This window comes from Streptomyces sp. BK239 (genome assembly GCF_004217285.1).
GTDB lineage: Bacteria > Actinomycetota > Actinomycetes > Streptomycetales > Streptomycetaceae > Streptomyces.
The window spans coordinates 637,817-653,997 of record NZ_SHKS01000002.1 but is presented as its reverse complement, the minus strand read 5'-3'; the positions used below and the strand labels follow the sequence as shown (position 1 = coordinate 653,997).

The window sequence follows — 16,181 nt, the reverse complement described above, 5'->3', positions numbered from 1 at the left end:
CCCGCGCGCAGGAGGTCGTCGTGGAGACTCCGGGGTCGCAGTCGTCGCTGCACCGAGCAAACCTGGAGCGAGTCGTACGGGCCGTGCGTCTGGCCGGGTCACTCACCCAGGCGGAGATCGCCCGGACGACCGGGCTGTCGGCGGCGACCGTGTCCAACATCGTGCGGGAGCTGAAGGACGGCGGAACCGTCGAGGTCACGCCCACCTCCGCGGGCGGCCGAAGGGCTCGCAGCGTGTCGCTGAGCGGGGACGCCGGCATCGTCATCGGAGTCGATTTCGGTCACACCCATCTGCGGGTCGCGGTGGGCAACCTGGCCCACCAGGTCCTTGCCGAGGAGTCCGAGCCGCTGGACGTGGACGCCTCCGCACAACAGGGCTTCGACCGGGCGGAACAGCTGGTCAGCCGCTTGATCGAGGCCACCGGCGTGGACCGGTCGAAGATCGCCGGAGTGGGCCTCGGCGTCCCCGGCCCGATCGAGCTGGAGTCCGGCACGCTCGGCTCCTCCGCCATCCTGCCCGGCTGGATCGGAACCCGTCCCGCCGAGGAACTGAGAGGCCGCCTCGGCGTGCCCGTGCACGTGGACAACGACGCCAACCTCGGCGCGCTCGGCGAGATGGTCTGGGGCAGCGGCCGGGGCGTACGTGATCTTGCCTACATCAAGGTCGCCAGCGGCGTCGGCGCGGGTCTGGTCATAGACGGCAAGATCTACCGCGGTCCCGGCGGAACCGCCGGCGAGATCGGGCACATCACCCTCGACGAGTCCGGCCCCGTCTGCCGCTGCGGCAACCGCGGCTGCCTGGAGACCTTCGCGGCCGCGCGGTACGTCCTGCCACTGCTCCAGGGGAGCCACGGCACCGACCTCACCATGGAGGGCGTCGTGCGGCTGGCCAGGGACGGGGACCCGGGCTGCCGCCGGGTGATCGCCGACGTCGGCCGTCATGTCGGCAGCGGAGTCGCCAACCTCTGCAACCTGTTGAACCCGAGTCGGGTCGTCCTCGGCGGCGATCTCGCCGAGGCCGGCGAGCTGGTGCTCGGGCCGATAAGGGAGTCCGTGGGCCGCTACGCGATCCCCAGTGCGGCGCGGCAGCTCTCCGTGCTCCCCGGGGCACTTGGGGGCCGTGCGGAGGTGCTCGGGGCGCTCGCGCTGGCCCTCAGTGAGATGGGTGATTCGACCCTTTTGGACGGCACCCTCGCCGTCGCGGCACCCGCCTTCACTTAGAGAACGCATGACGCCGTTGCCATCTCGTTAAGTATTTACTTCTTGACGTCGAACTTGCGGCCGAGTTGACTTCGAGCCACCTCGGCCGCAGCGTTGCGGCCCTGTCAGGGAGGCACACCCCAAATGAACGCAACGATGCGTAGAGTCGTGATCGGCGCCACCGCCGTCTCCATGGCCCTGTCGATTGCCGCGTGTGGCAAGGCGGGCGACGACAAGGACTCCGGCAGCAGCAACTCCGACAGCAAGTCGATCGGCCTGCTGCTCCCCGACAGCGTCACCGCGCGCTACGAGAAGTTCGACAAGCCGCTGTTCACGGCCAAGGTCAAGGAACTCTGCTCCGACTGCGACGTCGAGTACGCCAACGCCGCCGCCGACACCGCCAAGCAGGCCCAGCAGGTCAGCAGCATGGTGACCAAGGGCGTCAAGGTCATCGTGATCTCCGCCCAGGACTCCGCCGCGATCAAGTCCTCCATCAAGGCCGCGGTGGCCAAGGGCGTCAAGGTCGTCGCGTACGACCGCCTCGCGCAGGGCCCCGTCTCCGCCTACGTCTCCTTCGACAACGTCAAGGTCGGCGAGCTCCAGGGCCAGGCCCTGCTCGACGCCCTGGGCGCCAAGGCCACCCCGGCCGCCAAGGTCGTCATGATCAACGGTGACGACCAGGACCCGAACGCCGCGCAGTTCAAGGAAGGCGCCCACAAGGCCCTCGACGGCAAGGTGGCCATCGCCTACGAGCAGTCCGGTCTGTGGAAGGACACGGTCGCCGCCGAGAAGATGTCCGCCGCGATCACCCAGATCGGCGCGAAGAACATAGCCGGCGTCTACGCCGCCAACGACGGCATGGCCGGTGGTATCGCCAACACCCTCAAGGGCGCCGGCATCGGCACCATCCCGCTGACCGGTCAGGACGCCGAACTCGCCGCCATCCAGCGGATCGTGGCCGGTACCCAGTCCGCCACGGTCTACAAGGCCTTCAAGCCGGAGGCCGACGCCGCCGCGCAGATGGCCGTCAACCTGCTCCAGGGCAAGGACATCAAGTCCCTCGCCTCGCAGGAGCTGACCAGCGGCTCCGGCGACAAGGTGCCCTCCCAGCTGCTGACCCCGGTGTCGGTCACCAAGGCCAACATCAAGGACACCGTCCTCAAGGACAAGGTGTACACCGTCGGCGAGATCTGCACCGCCGAGTACGCCGCCGCCTGCAAGGCCGCCGGCCTGCAGTAGGCGCCCGCACCGTGCCGGCGGCCCGGGCCCCTCAGCGGGGACCCGGGCCCCCGGCCGCCGCGCGGCCCCACGCCGCACGGCCCACGCCGACGGCCTCACGCCGCACGGCCCCGCGAGACCCCGCCGGCGCTCGCCCCGCCCAACACCCCGCTGCGGGGCGGGCGTCGGACGGAACCGCCGCCGACGACGACGCGAAAACCGTCGCCGACGACGACCGAACGGAACCGTTGCCAACGCAGACGGTCTCGCGCATGTTCACTCTGTAAACCTCGTGCGCCGGCGCCGCCCACCCGCGACCGCCCCGCACATCCCTCCGCGCCTGTCCTACAGCGCGGCATCCCCGCCGGTCAGGCGGCGAAGGAGATGGTTCACGTGTCCGCTACGCCCGTGCTGGCGTTGCGCGGAGTCTCCAAGCGATTCGGTGCGGTCCAGGCCCTCACCGACGTCGAACTGGAGGTCCACGCCGGAGAGGTCGTCGCGCTCGTCGGCGACAACGGCGCAGGAAAGTCCACCCTGGTCAAGACGATCGCGGGTGTCCACCCCATCGATGAGGGCGTCATCGAGTGGGAGGGCAAGCCGGTCAGCATCAACAAGCCGCACGACGCCCAGGGACTCGGCGTCGCGACGGTCTACCAGGACCTCGCCCTGTGCGACAACCTCGACGTGGTCGGCAACCTCTACCTCGGGCGCGAGCTGCTGCACCGCGGCGTCATCGACGAGGTGATGATGGAGAAGAACGCCCGCGAGCTGCTGTCCACGCTCTCCATCCGCATCCCGAGCGTGCGCATCCCGATCGCCAGCCTCTCCGGAGGCCAGCGCCAGGTCGTCGCCATCGCCCGCGCCCTGATCGGCGACCCCAAGGTCGTCATCCTGGACGAGCCCACCGCCGCCCTCGGCGTCGAGCAGACCGCGCAGGTCCTCGACCTGGTCGAGCGGCTGCGCGAGCGCGACCTCGGCGTCATCCTCATCAGCCACAACATGGCCGACGTGAAGGCGGTCGCGGACACCGTCGCCGTCCTGCGCCTGGGCAAGAACAACGGTTCCTTCCCCGTGAAGGACACCAGCCACGAAGAGATCATCGCCGCCATCACGGGTGCCACGGACAACGCCGTCACCCGTCGTGCCGGACGTCGCACCACGGAGGCGGCCAAGTGAGCGACACGTCCAAGACCGTCAAGAGCGCCGCCGGGGACGTCAAGACCGACGGCGTCGTGGAGGACCAGACCACGGTCGCGCCCGCCGACGACCCGACGGCCGCCCCGGTCGCCGTCGTCGACCCGCGCCTGCTGGTCCGCGAAGAGGGCCTCAAGGGATACGTCACCGAGTTCAAGCGCAAGATCAAGGGCGGCGAGCTCGGCTCGCTCCCGGTCGTCCTCGGCCTGATCATCATCTGGGTCATCTTCCAGTCGAAGAACGACCGCTTCCTGAGCGCCGACAACCTCTCCGACGTCAGCTACTTCATGTCGGCCACCGGCATGCTCGCCATCGGCCTGGTGTTCGTCCTGCTGCTCGGCGAGATCGACCTGTCCGTCGGCTCCGTCAGCGGTCTGGCCTCCACGCTCTTCGCCGTGTTCGTCGTGGAGCACGGCATGAACGGCTGGCTGGCGCTGATCCTCGCCATCGTCACGGGCCTCGGCATCGGCGCGCTGCACGGCTGGTTCTTCGCCAAGATCGGCGTACCGGCGTTCGTGGTGACCCTCGCCGGCTTCCTCGGCTGGAACGGCCTGATGCTGTGGCTGCTCGGCTCGACCGGCACCATCAACATCCCCTCCGACGACGGCCCCGTCCACATCCTCGGCCAGAGCTCCTTCTTCATGGACCAGGCCATCGTCGGCGCCTACCTGCTGGCGGGCCTCGGCGTCGTGCTCTCCCTCGTCGGCAACTTCGGCGAGCAGCGCCGCCGCAAGGCCGCCGGCGTGCCCTTCCGGCCCACCGGCGAGATCCTCGTCCGGGTCGGCCTGCTGGCCGTCGCCTCCTTCGTCGCCGCCGCCGTGCTGAACAACGCCCAGGGTGTCTCCAACGCGCTGGTGGTCTTCCTCGCGGCGCTGGTGATCGTGGACTTCGTGCTGCGCCGCACCACGTACGGCCGCAAGGTGTTCGCGGTCGGCGGCGGCATCGAGGCCGCACGCCGCGCCGGCATCAACGTGCCGATGATCCGCATCACGGTGTTCGCCATCTCCGGCGGCTTCGCCGCGATCGGCGGCATGTTCTTCGCCGGCCAGACCGCGTCCGCGACGCTGAACGCGGGCGGCGGCAACACCCTGATGCTGGCCATCGCCGCGGCGGTCATCGGCGGCACGAGCCTCTTCGGCGGCCGTGGCTCCGTGTGGTCCGCGCTGCTGGGCATGCTCGTCATCCAGTCGATCACGACCGGCCTGAACCTGCTGAACATGAACACCTCGATCCAGTACATGATCACCGGTGGTGTCCTGCTCGGCGCGGTCGTCATCGACTCCGTCTCCCGCCGCAGCCAGAAGGCCGCGGGCCGCGGATAGCGGTTCACGAGGCACGACGAAGCCCCGCACCCCTGCCCGGCACCGTCCTCGGTGCCGGGCACGGTCGTGTGCGGGCGGCCCGGGCACGACCCGTGTGACGGGCCCCGCCGTCACGGGTACTGACCCGGCGTGACGTACTACGCACGGGGTGGGCGTCGTCCGCCCGGGCGGAACATTAGACTCGATGCGCCCGGAAACAGCTCGATCAGCTCTACTGCAAGGAGGCACGGGTGCCGCTGCTGACCCGCATCAGGGGACCGCGCGATCTGGACCGGCTCAGCCCGGAGGAGCTGACCCTGCTGGCCGGGGAGATCCGGAGCTTCCTCGTCGACGCCGTCTCCAAGACCGGCGGCCACCTCGGCCCCAACCTCGGCGTGGTCGAGCTCACCATCGCCCTGCACCGCGTCTTCGAGTCCCCCAAGGACAAGGTGCTCTGGGACACCGGCCACCAGTCCTACGTGCACAAGCTGCTCACCGGGCGGCAGGACTTCTCCCGGCTGAAGATGAAGGGCGGCCTGTCCGGCTACCCCTCGCAGGCCGAGTCCGAGCACGACGTCATCGAGAACAGCCACGCCTCCACGGTGCTCGGCTGGGCCGACGGCATCGCCAAGGCCAACCAGCTGCTGGAACGGGACAGCCACGTCGTGGCCGTCATCGGCGACGGCGCCCTGACCGGCGGCATGGCCTGGGAGGCGCTCAACAACATCGCCGAGGCCAAGGACCGCCCGCTCGTCATCGTCGTCAACGACAACGAGCGCTCCTACGCGCCCACCATCGGCGGCCTCGCCAACCACCTCGCCACGCTGCGCACGACCGACGGCTACGAGCGCTTCCTCACCCGCACCAAGGAGATCCTCGACCGCACGCCGGTCGTCGGACGGCCCCTTTACGAGACCCTGCACGGCGCCAAGAAGGGCCTGAAGGACCTGGTCGCCCCCCAGGGCATGTTCGAGGACCTCGGCCTGAAGTACGTCGGCCCCATCGACGGCCACGACCTCGAGGCCCTGGAGTCGGCGCTGGCCCGCGCCAAGCGGTTCGGCGGCCCCGTCATCGTGCACTGCCTCACCGAGAAGGGCCGCGGCTACCAGCCCGCCCTCCAGGACGAGGCCGACCGCTTCCACGCCGTCGGCAAGATCCACCCGGACACCGGCCTGCCGATCTCCACCTCCGGCGCCGACTGGACCTCCGTCTTCGGCGACGAGATGGTCGAGCTCGGCAAGGAGCGCGACGACATCGTCGCCATCACCGCCGCGATGCTCCAGCCCGTCGGCCTCGACAAGTTCGCCAAGGCCTTCCCCGAGCGCGTCTACGACGTCGGCATCGCCGAGCAGCACGGCGCCGTCTCCGCCGCGGGCCTCGCGCACGCGGGCGTGCACCCCGTCTTCGCCGTCTACGCCACCTTCCTCAACCGCGCCTTCGACCAGGTGCTGATGGACGTCGCCCTGCACAAGTGCGGCGTCACCTTCGTCCTGGACCGGGCCGGCGTCACCGGCACCGACGGCGCCTCCCACAACGGCATGTGGGACATGTCGATCCTCCAGGTCGTCCCCGGCCTGCGGCTGGCCGCGCCGCGTGACGCCGACCAGGTGCGCGCCCAGCTGCGCGAGGCCGTCGCCGTCGACGACGCCCCGACCGTCGTCCGCTTCTCCAAGGGCGCCGTCGGCCCCGCCGTGCCCGCCGTGGGCCGCGTGGGCGGCATGGACGTGCTGCGCGAGCCCGGCACCGACCGGCCCGACGTGCTGCTCGTCTCCGTGGGCGCCCTCGCCCCGATGTGCCTGGAGATCGCCGCGCTGCTCGACCGGCAGGGCATCACCACCACCGTCGTGGACCCCCGCTGGGTCAAGCCCGTCGACGAGGCGATGGCCCCGCTCGCCGACCGCCACCGCGTCGTCGTCACCGTCGAGGACAACTCCCGCGTCGGCGGCGTCGGCTCCGCGATCTCCCAGGCCCTGCGCGACGCCGGCGTCGACGTCCCGCTGCGCGACTTCGGCATCCCGCCGCGCTTCCTCGACCACGCCTCCCGCGCCGAGGTCATGGCCGAGATCGGCCTGACCGCCCCCGACATCGCCCGCCAGGTCACCGGCCTGGTCTCCCGGCTCGACGGCCGGTACGGCGGGACGACGGCGGCTGCCGACGCGGTGGAGTCCGCGCGCGACTGACGCCACCCGACACGCCCGGATGGGCCGGTGCGACCACTGTAAGGAGTGGTCGCACCGGCCCATTCGCGTTAACGCGCCCGCGCCGGGGCATACGCAATACGCCCCCTCTCGATCATGTCGAGGACGACACAGCGTGGGAGGTACCCCGTGAGCAGCACCCTCTTCCGGACGAAGAAGGTCGAGCAGTCCATCCTCGATACCGAGGAGCCAGAGCACGCGCTCAAGAAGTCTTTGTCCGCGCTGGACCTGACCGTCTTCGGCGTCGGCGTCATCATCGGCACCGGCATCTTCGTCCTCACCGGCACCGTGGCCAAGAACAACGCCGGTCCCGCCGTCGCCCTGGCCTTCGTGGTGTCCGGCGTCGTCTGCGCGCTCGCCGCGCTCTGCTACGCCGAGTTCGCCTCCACCGTCCCGGTGGCGGGCTCCGCGTACACGTTCTCGTACGCCTCCCTGGGGGAACTGCCCGCCTGGATCATCGGCTGGGACCTCGTCCTGGAGTTCGCGCTCGGCACGGCGGTGGTCGCCGTCGGCTGGTCCGGGTACATCCACTCGCTGCTGGACAACGTGGGCGTGCACCTGCCGGCCGCGCTCGGCGTGCGGGACGGCGCCACGGGCTTCGGCTTCGACCTCCTCGCCGCGTTGCTGGTGCTGGTGCTCACCGCCATCCTGGTGGTCGGCACCAAGCTCTCCGCGCGCGTGACCTCCGTCGTCGTCGCCATCAAGGTGACCGTCGTGCTCACCGTGATCGTCGCGGGGGCCTTCCTGATCAACGGTGACAACTACAAGCCGTTCATCCCGAAGTCGCAGCCGGTGCCGCCGGGCGACAGCCTCCAGTCCCCGCTGATCCAGCTGATGTTCGGCTGGGCGCCCTCCAACTTCGGCGTGCTGGGCATTTTCACGGCCGCCTCGGTCGTCTTCTTCGCCTTCATCGGCTTCGACGTCGTCGCCACGGCCGCCGAGGAGACGAGGAACCCGCAGCGGGACATGCCCCGCGGCATCCTCGGCTCGCTCGTCATCTGCACCACGCTGTACGTGCTGGTGTCGATCGTCGTGACCGGCATGCAGCACTACAGCCGGCTGTCCATCACCGCGCCGCTCGCCGACGCCTTCAAGGCCACCGGGCACCCCTGGTTCGCCGGGTTCATCAGCTTCGGCGCCGCCGTCGGCCTCACCACGGTCTGCATGATCCTGCTGCTCGGACAGACCCGGGTCTTCTTCGCGATGAGCCGCGACGGACTGCTGCCCCGCTTCTTCTCCCAGGTCCACCCGCGCTTCAAGACCCCGCACCGGCCGACCATCCTGCTCGGTGTGCTCATCGCGGTCCTGGCCGGCTTCACGCCGCTGAGCGAGCTGGCCGAACTGGTCAACATCGGCACCCTGTTCGCCTTCGTCGTCGTCGCCATCGGCGTGATCATCCTCCGCCGGACCCGCCCCGACCTGCACCGGGCCTTCCGCACCCCGTGGGTGCCGGTCATCCCGATCCTGTCGGTGGCCGCCTCCCTGTGGCTCATGCTCAACCTGCCCGCCGAGACCTGGCTCCGCTTCGCCTTCTGGATGGTCATCGGCATCGCCGTCTACTTCCTGTACGGCCGCTCCCACAGCCGCCTGGGCCGCGGCGAGACCACAACGACCCAGGGGACGCCCCCGGCGAACCCGCAAGCCCACTGACGGCTCCGCGCCCCAGGGGCACCCGGAGGCTCGTCGAGTGGGCTGCGCCCTCCGGGGCGGATGCGGGGCCGGTGGGCTCCCGTGCGGGGGTTCAGCCGCGTACCGTGCGTGGGCCCGTCACCTCTGCGCCCAGTTCCGTCACGCGGCGGCGCAGTTCGCGGTCGGCCGTCACCACCAGGCGTCGGCGGTCGGTCGCATCGGACACCAGGGCGACGATGTGGTCGTCGCCGCTGCCTGGGGCGGATTCCACCCGTACGCCGGGCACGGTCGAGACCCCGCGGGCCGCGCCCTCCACGACGAGGACGATCTCCACGGGCCCAGGGTGGCCCGGCAGCCCGTCCGCCGCCAGCCGGTCCCGCAGCCGTTCGGCCGCGCCGCGCCGGTCCCGCCACCAGCCGTCGGGCACCGACCCGACCACGTTCGCGGCGTCCACGATCACCAGCGCAGGGTCATTGTCGTCGTCCATGCGCCCAGGGTCGCACGGGCGGCGCACGGCGACGGATGCCCGCGGCTTAGAGTGAGCCGATGAACGGCGATTGGCTCATACGTGGCCGTGACGGGCGGCTCTGTGTCTACCTCACGTCGGACGACGGCGTCCTGTGCCGGGCCGAGCAGGCCCCGGGCGGCTCGTGGCAGGCACCCCGCAAAGTCGGCGGCGACCAGAAGGTGCACCCGGTCCTCGCCGTCGGCCGAGGCGTCGACGGCTACGCGCACCTGGTCTCCTGGCGGCCCCTGGGGAAGGGCGAGGCGGGCGTGGTGCACTCGACCCACTTCCGTCCGCTGCTCTCCCCGATGGACTGGACCCCTCTCGGCCACCCGGACACCAAGGGCGACCGCACGGGCCCGCCCGCGGTGGCCGTGGACCACCAGGGACGGGCGCACGTCTTCGTGCGCTGCGGCGACGGCGGGCTGCGCATGATCGCCCAGAAGGAGAAGGGCGGCTGGGGGCCCTGGCGCGTGCTGGAGGACCTGCCGGAGACGGAGGGGGCCCAGACACAGGGGCCGCCGGCCGCCATGGTCGGGGAGTCGGGGTGCGTGGAGGTGTACACCGTGGTCGGCGGTGGGATCCTGCGCCGACGGCAGGACGCGCCGGCCAAGCGGGTGGCGGCGGCCGAGTTCCTTCGCACGCCGGTCCGGCCCGGCACCCTCCGGGCCCTCGCCACCTCCTCCGAGGAGACGACGCTCTTCTACGCCGACGACTCCGGCGACCTGCGCGCCTGGCGTCCGGGCAGCGAGCCGGTCACGGTGGCGCCGGTGGCGGGCCCGGGCCCGGTGGCCGCCGCGCGGTGCGAACTCGACGGCCGGGACGTCACGTTGCTCGCCCAGCGCTCGACGGAGGGCCGCGTCGCCTTCACCTCGTACCGCGCCGGGGGCGAAGCGGCCGACGGCTGGACCGAGTCCGGGCCGGCACTGCCCGACGACACCGAGGTGGCCCTCGCGAAGGACGACGAGGGCCGGGTGGTCGCGGCGGCCCTGTCCCCGTCGACCGGCCGCCTCCTCGTCGCCCGTCTCCACGCCGGCGAGTCGGCCCCCGCGTCGGCGGCCTGGCAGGAGGTCTGAGGGGGCGGACGAGTACGGCGGAGGGCCCCCGCCGAACCGGCGGAGGCCCTCTTCACGGTCGTACTCCCGTGTGCCGTACGGCGCTTACGCCGGGACGGACGCCACGCCCGGAGCCAGGAAACGCTTGCCGTTCACCCGCTCCGACACGCCCTCACGGTCCAGGTACGGCGTGATGCCGCCCAGGTGGAAGGGCCAGCCCGCGCCGGTGATCAGGCACAGGTCGATGTCCTGGGCCTCGGCGACGACGCCCTCGTCGAGCATGAGCCCGATCTCCTGGGCGACGGCGTCCAGAACGCGGTCACGGACCTGCTCCTCGGTGAGGACGACATCGCCCTGCTTGAGGAGCGCGGCGACCTCGGGGTCCAGCTCCGGCTTGCCGGAGTCGTAGACGTAGAAGCCGCGCTTGCCCGCCTTGACGACGGCGGCCAGGTTCGGGGACACCGTGAAACGCTCCGGGAAGGCGCGGTTGAGGGTCTCCGAGACGTGCAGACCGATGGCCGGGCCGACGAGCTCCAGCAGCACCAGCGGCGACATCGGCAGGCCCAGCGGCTCGACCGCCTTCTCGGCGACCTCGACCGGCGTGCCCTCGTCGATGACGTTCTGGATCTCGCCCATGAAGCGGGTCAGGATGCGGTTCACGACGAACGCCGGGGCGTCCTTCGTCAGCACCGCGGTCTTCTTCAGCTTCTTGGCGACGGCGAACGCCGTGGCCAGCGAGGCGTCGTCGGTCTGCTCGCCGCGGACGATCTCGAGCAGCGGCAGGACGGCGACCGGGTTGAAGAAGTGGAAGCCGACGACCCGCTCGGGGTGCTTCAGCTTCGACGCCATCTCGGAGACCGACAGCGAGGAGGTGTTGGTGGCGAAGATCGCGTGCGCCGGGGCGACCGCCTCGACCTCCGCGAACACCTGCTGCTTGACGCCGATCTCCTCGAACACGGCCTCGATCACGAAGTCCGCGTCGGAGAAGCCCTCGGCCTTGTCCAGGACGCCGGACACCAGCGCCTTGAGGCGGTTGGCCTTGTCCTGGTTGATACGGCCCTTGCCGAGCAGCTTCTCGATCTCGGCGTGGACGTAGCCCACACCCTTGTCGACGCGCTCCTGGTCGATGTCGGTCAGCACGACCGGCACCTCGAGGCGGCGCAGGAACAGCAGCGCGAGCTGGGAGGCCATGAGGCCCGCGCCCACGACGCCGACCTTGGTGACCGGACGGGCGAGGTTCTTGTCCGGGGCGCCCGCGGGACGCTTGCCGCGCTTCTGCACCAGGTTGAACGCGTAGATGCCGGCGCGCAGTTCACCGCCCATGATCAGGTCGGCGAGCGCCTTGTCCTCGGCGTCGTAGCCCTGCTGCAGGTCACCGTTCTTGGCGGCGGCGATGATGTCGAGGGCGCGGTAGGCGGCCGGGGCCGCGCCGTGCACCTTGGAGTCCGCGATGAAGCGGCCCTTGGCGACGGCCTGGTCCCAGGCCTCGCCGCGGTCGATCACCGGGCGGTCGACGACGATCTCGCCCTTGAGGACGGACGCCGTCCACAGCAGCGACTGCTCCAGGAAGTCCGCGCCCTCGAACAGCGCGTCGGCGATGCCCAGTTCGTAGACCTGGGCGCCCTTGAGCTGCTTGTTCTGGTTGAGCGAGTTCTCGATGATCACCGAGACGGCCTTGTCGGCGCCGATCAGGTTCGGCAGCAGCGTGCAGCCGCCCCAGCCGGGGACCAGGCCGAGGAAGACCTCGGGGAGCGAGAACGCGGGCAGCGCCGCGGACACCGTGCGGTAGGTGCAGTGCAGGCCGACCTCGACGCCGCCGCCCATGGCCGCGCCGTTGTAGTACGCGAAGGTCGGCACGCCGAGGCCCGCGAGGCGCTTGAAGACCTCGTGGCCGCCCTTGCCGATGGCGAGCGCGTCCTTGTGCTCCTTCAGGAGCTCGACGCCCTTGAGGTCCGCGCCGACGGCGAAGATGAACGGCTTGCCCGTGATGCCGACACCGACGATGTCGCCGGCCGCGGCCTCCTTCTCGACCTGGTCGATGGCGAGGTTCAGGTTCGCCAGCGACGCGGGGCCGAAGGTGGTCGGCTTGGTGTGGTCGAAACCGTTGTCCAGCGTGATCAGGGCGAAGCGCCCGGCGCCGAACGGCAGGTCCAGGTGGCGTACGTGCGCCTGGGTGACGACCTCGTCCGGGAACAGCTCGGCCGCACCCTTCAACAGCTCAGCGGTGGTGCTCACTTGTCCCCCTCGAAGTGCGGGTTCTCCCAGATGACCGTCGCGCCCATGCCGAAGCCGACGCACATGGTGGTCAGGCCGTAACGGACCTGCGGCTGCTCCTCGAACTGGCGGGCCAGCTGCGTCATCAGACGGACGCCGGAGGAGGCGAGCGGGTGGCCGAAGGCGATGGCGCCGCCGTACTGGTTGACGCGCTCGTCGTCGTCGGCGATGCCGTAGTGGTCCAGGAAGGCCAGGACCTGGACGGCGAAGGCCTCGTTGATCTCGAACAGGCCGATGTCGGAGATGGACAGGCCCGCCTGGGCCAGCGCCTTCTCCGTGGCCGGGATCGGGCCGTAGCCCATGACCTCGGGCTCGACGCCGGCGAAGGAGTAGGACACCAGGCGCATCTTGACCGGCAGGTCGTTGGCGCGGGCGAAGTCCTCGGACGCGATGAGCGACGCGGTGGCGCCGTCGTTCAGGCCGGCCGCGTTGCCGGCGGTGACCCGGCCGTGGACGCGGAACGGGGTCTTCAGGCCCTGGAGGTTCTCCAGAGTCGTGCCCGGGCGCATCGGCTCGTCGGCGGTGACCAGGCCCCAGCCCGTCTCACCGGCCTCCGGGTTGGTGCGGCGCACCGAGATCGGTACCAGGTCGGCCTGGATCTTGCCGTTGGCGTACGCCTTGGCGGCCTTCTCCTGGGAGCGCACGGCGTACTCGTCGGCGCGCTGCTTGGTGATCTGCGGGTAGCGGTCGTGCAGGTTCTCCGCGGTCATGCCCATGAACAGCGCGGACTCGTCGACCAGCTTCTCGCTGACGAAGCGCGGGTTGGGGTCGACGCCCTCACCCATCGGGTGGCGGCCCATGTGCTCGACACCGCCGGCGACGGCGATGTCGTACGCGCCGAAGGCGACGGAGCCGGCGACCGAGGTGACGGCGGTCAGGGCGCCGGCGCACATGCGGTCGATGGAGTAGCCGGGGACCGACTGGGGGAGACCGGCCAGGATCCCGGCGGTGCGGCCGATGGTGAGGCCCTGGTCGCCGATCTGCGTGGTCGCGGCGATGGCGACCTCGTCGATCTTCGCGGGGTCGAGCCCGGGGTTGCGGCGCAGCAGCTCCCGGATCGCCTTCACGACGAGGTCGTCGGCGCGGGTCTCGTGGTAGATGCCCTTCGGGCCCGCCTTGCCGAACGGGGTACGGACGCCGTCGACGAAGACGACGTCCCTGACGGTACGAGGCACGATGGCTCTCCTCCAGGTGCGGGACGCTGAGCGCTTGCTCAGACCATGCTACTTCTGAGTAACGTAGCTGCCCAGTCCTCGCGTGGCGAGCGGCGAAGGTCACACCGGCTGGTGCGACCGCCGCAGATCTTGGCGTGATCTCGCCGTCCCTGTTCCGCTACCGCCCGCCGCCCGTTCGCTCACGGCACTAGGCCGGCTTGGCGGTCAGGGCGGCGGTCAGGGCGGGTGTCACCTGCTCCACCTGCCATGGACGCGCGCCGAGGCCCGCGAGGGCGGCCGCGACCGCGCTCTCGTCGGCCTGTGCGGGCGGCTCCCAGCAGACCCGGCGCACACTGTCCGGCGCGATCAGGTTCTCCTGGGGCATGTTCAGCTCCTCGGCGAGCGCCGACACCGCGGCCCGCGCGGCGGACAGCCGCGCGGCGGCCGCCGGATCCTTGTCGGCCCACGCCCGGGGCGGGGGCGGCCCGGCGACCGACTGCCCCGGCAGGGGCAGCTGCGCCTCCGTCAGCGACCTCACCCGGTCGACGGCGGCCTGCCACTGCTCCAGCTGGCGCCGCCCCATCCGGTGCCCGAAGCCGTTCAGCGCCGCGAGCGCCTGCACGGTGGTGGGAAGGGCGAGCGCCGCCTCCACGATGGCCGCGTCCGACAGCACCTTGCCCGGCGAGACGTCGCGCCGCTGCGCGATCCGGTCGCGGGTCTGCCACAGCTCCCGCACCACGCCGAGCTGCCGGCGGCGGCGCACCTTGTGCATGCCGGACGTACGGCGCCATGGGTCCTTGCGGGGCTCGGGCGGGGGCGCGGAGGCGATCGCGTCGAACTCCTGGCGGGCCCATTCCAGCTTGCCCTGCCGGTCGAGCTCCTTCTCCAGCGCGTCGCGCAGGTCGACGAGCAGCTCGACGTCCAGAGCGGCGTAGCGCAGCCACGGCTCGGGCAACGGGCGGGTCGACCAGTCGACGGCGGAATGCCCCTTCTCCAGTACGAAGCCGAGGACACCCTCGACCATCGCGCCGAGGCCGACCCGCGGGAACCCGGCCAGCCGTCCGGCCAGCTCGGTGTCGAACAGCCGCGTCGGCACCATGCCTATCTCGCGCAGGCAGGGCAGGTCCTGGGTGGCGGCGTGCAGCACCCACTCGACGCCGGAGAGCGCCTCGCCCAGCGCGGAGAGGTCGGGGCAGGCGACGGGGTCGATCAGCGCGGTGCCGGCGCCCTGGCGGCGCAGCTGCACCAGATAGGCGCGCTGTCCGTAGCGGTAGCCGGAGGCGCGCTCGGCGTCGACGGCGACGGGGCCGGAGCCGGCGGCGAACGCGGCGATCACCTCGGCGAGCGAGGCCTCGTCGGCGATCACCTCGGGGATGCCCTCGCGCGGTTCGAGGAGAGGTGTCGGCGCCCCGGAAGCAGTCGATCCGCCGTCGTCCGGAGGGGCGCCTCCGGTGGTTCGCAGTGAGCTGGCTGCTGCGGTTTCTTGGGCGTCGGTCACCTGTCAAGGGTATCCGTGTGGGGGCGTCGCCCGCCGACGGAACGTTCCGTCGGCGGGCTTCGCGGGGTCGTAAACCGGTCAGATCGGTGATCGATCGGGCGGTCCCGTAAGGGTCGGGACGGCGGTCGGTCGGTTCAGGGCAATGGTCGCAAGGCCGAGCGGTCGGTGAGAGGCGAGGGGTGAGGGGTGAGGTCAGGGTGGGGGGTGGGGGTCAGTGGATGATGCCGGTCCGCAGGGCGACCGCGACCATGCCGGCGCGGTCGCCCGTGCCGAGCTTGCGGGCGATGCGGGCGAGGTGGCTCTTGACGGTCAGCGCGGACAGGCCCATGGAGACGCCGATGGCCTTGTTGGACTGGCCTTCGGCGACCAGTCTGAGCACCTCCACCTCACGGCCTGACAGCTCGCGGTAGCCGCCCGGGTGGCTCGGGGCGCCCGGGGGGCGGCGGTGGAGGCGGGCGGCGGCCGCGCCGATGGGGGCGGCGCCGGGCCGGGTGGGGAGCCCGACGTTGGTACGGGTGCCGGTGACGACGTAGCCCTTGACGCCGCCCGCGAGGGCGTTGCGCACGGCTCCGATGTCGTCGGCGGCGGACAGGGCGAGCCCGTTGGGCCAGCCGGCGGCACGGGTCTCCGACAGCAGGGTCAGGCCGGAGCCGTCGGGAAGGTGGACGTCGGCGACGCAGATGTCGCGGGGGTTGCCGATGCGGGGACGAGCCTCCGCGACGGACGAGGCCTCGATGACATCGCGCACACCGAGCGCCCACAGATGGCGGGTGACGGTGGAGCGGACGCGCGGGTCGGCCACGACCACCATGGCGGTGGGCTTGTTCGGGCGGTAGGCGACCAGGCTTGCGGGCTGCTCGAGGAGAACGGACACCAGGCCTCCTGGGTTGCGGGACGGGCCGGCTCGTGGGGAGTGGAGCCGGGGCGAACCGTGCTTTCAAGGTCACAGTCGTCTT

The 16,181-nt window shown here is 71.3% G+C and carries 12 protein-coding genes; 7 read left to right on the top strand and 5 right to left on the bottom strand.

Annotated features, from left to right (window positions below; all coding sequences use genetic code 11):
• The first annotated feature begins 20 nt into the window (after window positions 1–20).
• From EV567_RS08780 to EV567_RS08755, 6 genes are all read left to right on the top strand, one after another.
• Window positions 21–1,220, top strand: a complete 1,200-nt coding sequence (locus tag EV567_RS08780; protein WP_130438330.1) for an ROK family transcriptional regulator — start codon at window positions 21–23, stop codon at window positions 1,218–1,220.
• Between the two features lie 123 nt (window positions 1,221–1,343).
• Entirely contained in the window at window positions 1,344–2,438 is a 1,095-nt protein-coding gene (locus EV567_RS08775; protein ID WP_407071570.1) for a sugar ABC transporter substrate-binding protein, read from the top strand.
• Between the two features lie 363 nt (window positions 2,439–2,801).
• Window positions 2,802–3,593, top strand: coding sequence for an ATP-binding cassette domain-containing protein (locus tag EV567_RS08770; protein WP_130438086.1), 792 nt, complete (start codon window positions 2,802–2,804; stop codon window positions 3,591–3,593).
• Complete coding sequence (locus tag EV567_RS08765) at window positions 3,590–4,933, top strand: sugar ABC transporter permease (RefSeq protein ID WP_130438085.1); 1,344 nt, start codon at window positions 3,590–3,592, stop codon at window positions 4,931–4,933. Before EV567_RS08770 ends, EV567_RS08765 begins: the two co-directional genes overlap by 4 nt.
• A gap of 230 nt (window positions 4,934–5,163) precedes the next feature.
• Complete coding sequence (gene dxs, locus EV567_RS08760) at window positions 5,164–7,092, top strand: 1-deoxy-D-xylulose-5-phosphate synthase (RefSeq protein WP_130438084.1); 1,929 nt, start codon at window positions 5,164–5,166, stop codon at window positions 7,090–7,092.
• A 147-nt stretch (window positions 7,093–7,239) separates the two neighbouring features.
• A complete protein-coding gene (locus tag EV567_RS08755; RefSeq protein ID WP_130438083.1) occupies window positions 7,240–8,760 on the top strand; it encodes an amino acid permease in 1,521 nt (506 codons plus the stop codon).
• 91 nt (window positions 8,761–8,851) lie between these two features.
• Here the strand turns inward: EV567_RS08755 and EV567_RS08750 are convergent, their stop codons facing one another.
• Complete coding sequence (locus EV567_RS08750) at window positions 8,852–9,226, bottom strand: NTP pyrophosphohydrolase (protein WP_130438082.1); 375 nt, start codon at window positions 9,224–9,226, stop codon at window positions 8,852–8,854.
• Window positions 9,227–9,285: 59 nt separating this feature from the next.
• Here EV567_RS08750 and EV567_RS08745 point away from each other — a divergent pair, with 59 nt between their 5' ends.
• Window positions 9,286–10,320: a hypothetical protein gene (locus tag EV567_RS08745; RefSeq protein ID WP_130438081.1), complete on the top strand. Its 1,035-nt coding sequence runs from the start codon at window positions 9,286–9,288 to the stop codon at window positions 10,318–10,320.
• Between the two features lie 84 nt (window positions 10,321–10,404).
• Here the strand turns inward: EV567_RS08745 and EV567_RS08740 are convergent, their stop codons facing one another.
• The 4 genes from EV567_RS08740 to EV567_RS08725 form a co-directional block, all read right to left on the bottom strand.
• Window positions 10,405–12,534, bottom strand: coding sequence for a 3-hydroxyacyl-CoA dehydrogenase NAD-binding domain-containing protein (locus EV567_RS08740; protein WP_130438080.1), 2,130 nt, complete (start codon window positions 12,532–12,534; stop codon window positions 10,405–10,407).
• On the bottom strand, window positions 12,531–13,748 hold the full coding sequence (locus EV567_RS08735; RefSeq protein ID WP_130438079.1) for an acetyl-CoA C-acyltransferase: 1,218 nt from the start codon (window positions 13,746–13,748) through the stop codon (window positions 12,531–12,533). The genes EV567_RS08740 and EV567_RS08735 overlap by 4 nt, the downstream gene beginning before the upstream one ends.
• Window positions 13,749–13,935: 187 nt before the next feature.
• Window positions 13,936–15,225 carry a ribonuclease D gene (locus tag EV567_RS08730; protein ID WP_130438078.1) on the bottom strand — a complete coding sequence of 430 codons (1,290 nt, stop codon included), beginning with the start codon at window positions 15,223–15,225 and terminating at the stop codon, window positions 13,936–13,938.
• 211 nt (window positions 15,226–15,436) lie between these two features.
• Entirely contained in the window at window positions 15,437–16,099 is a 663-nt protein-coding gene (locus EV567_RS08725; protein WP_003972894.1) for a response regulator transcription factor, read from the bottom strand.
• Between the last annotated feature and the right edge of the window lie 82 nt (window positions 16,100–16,181).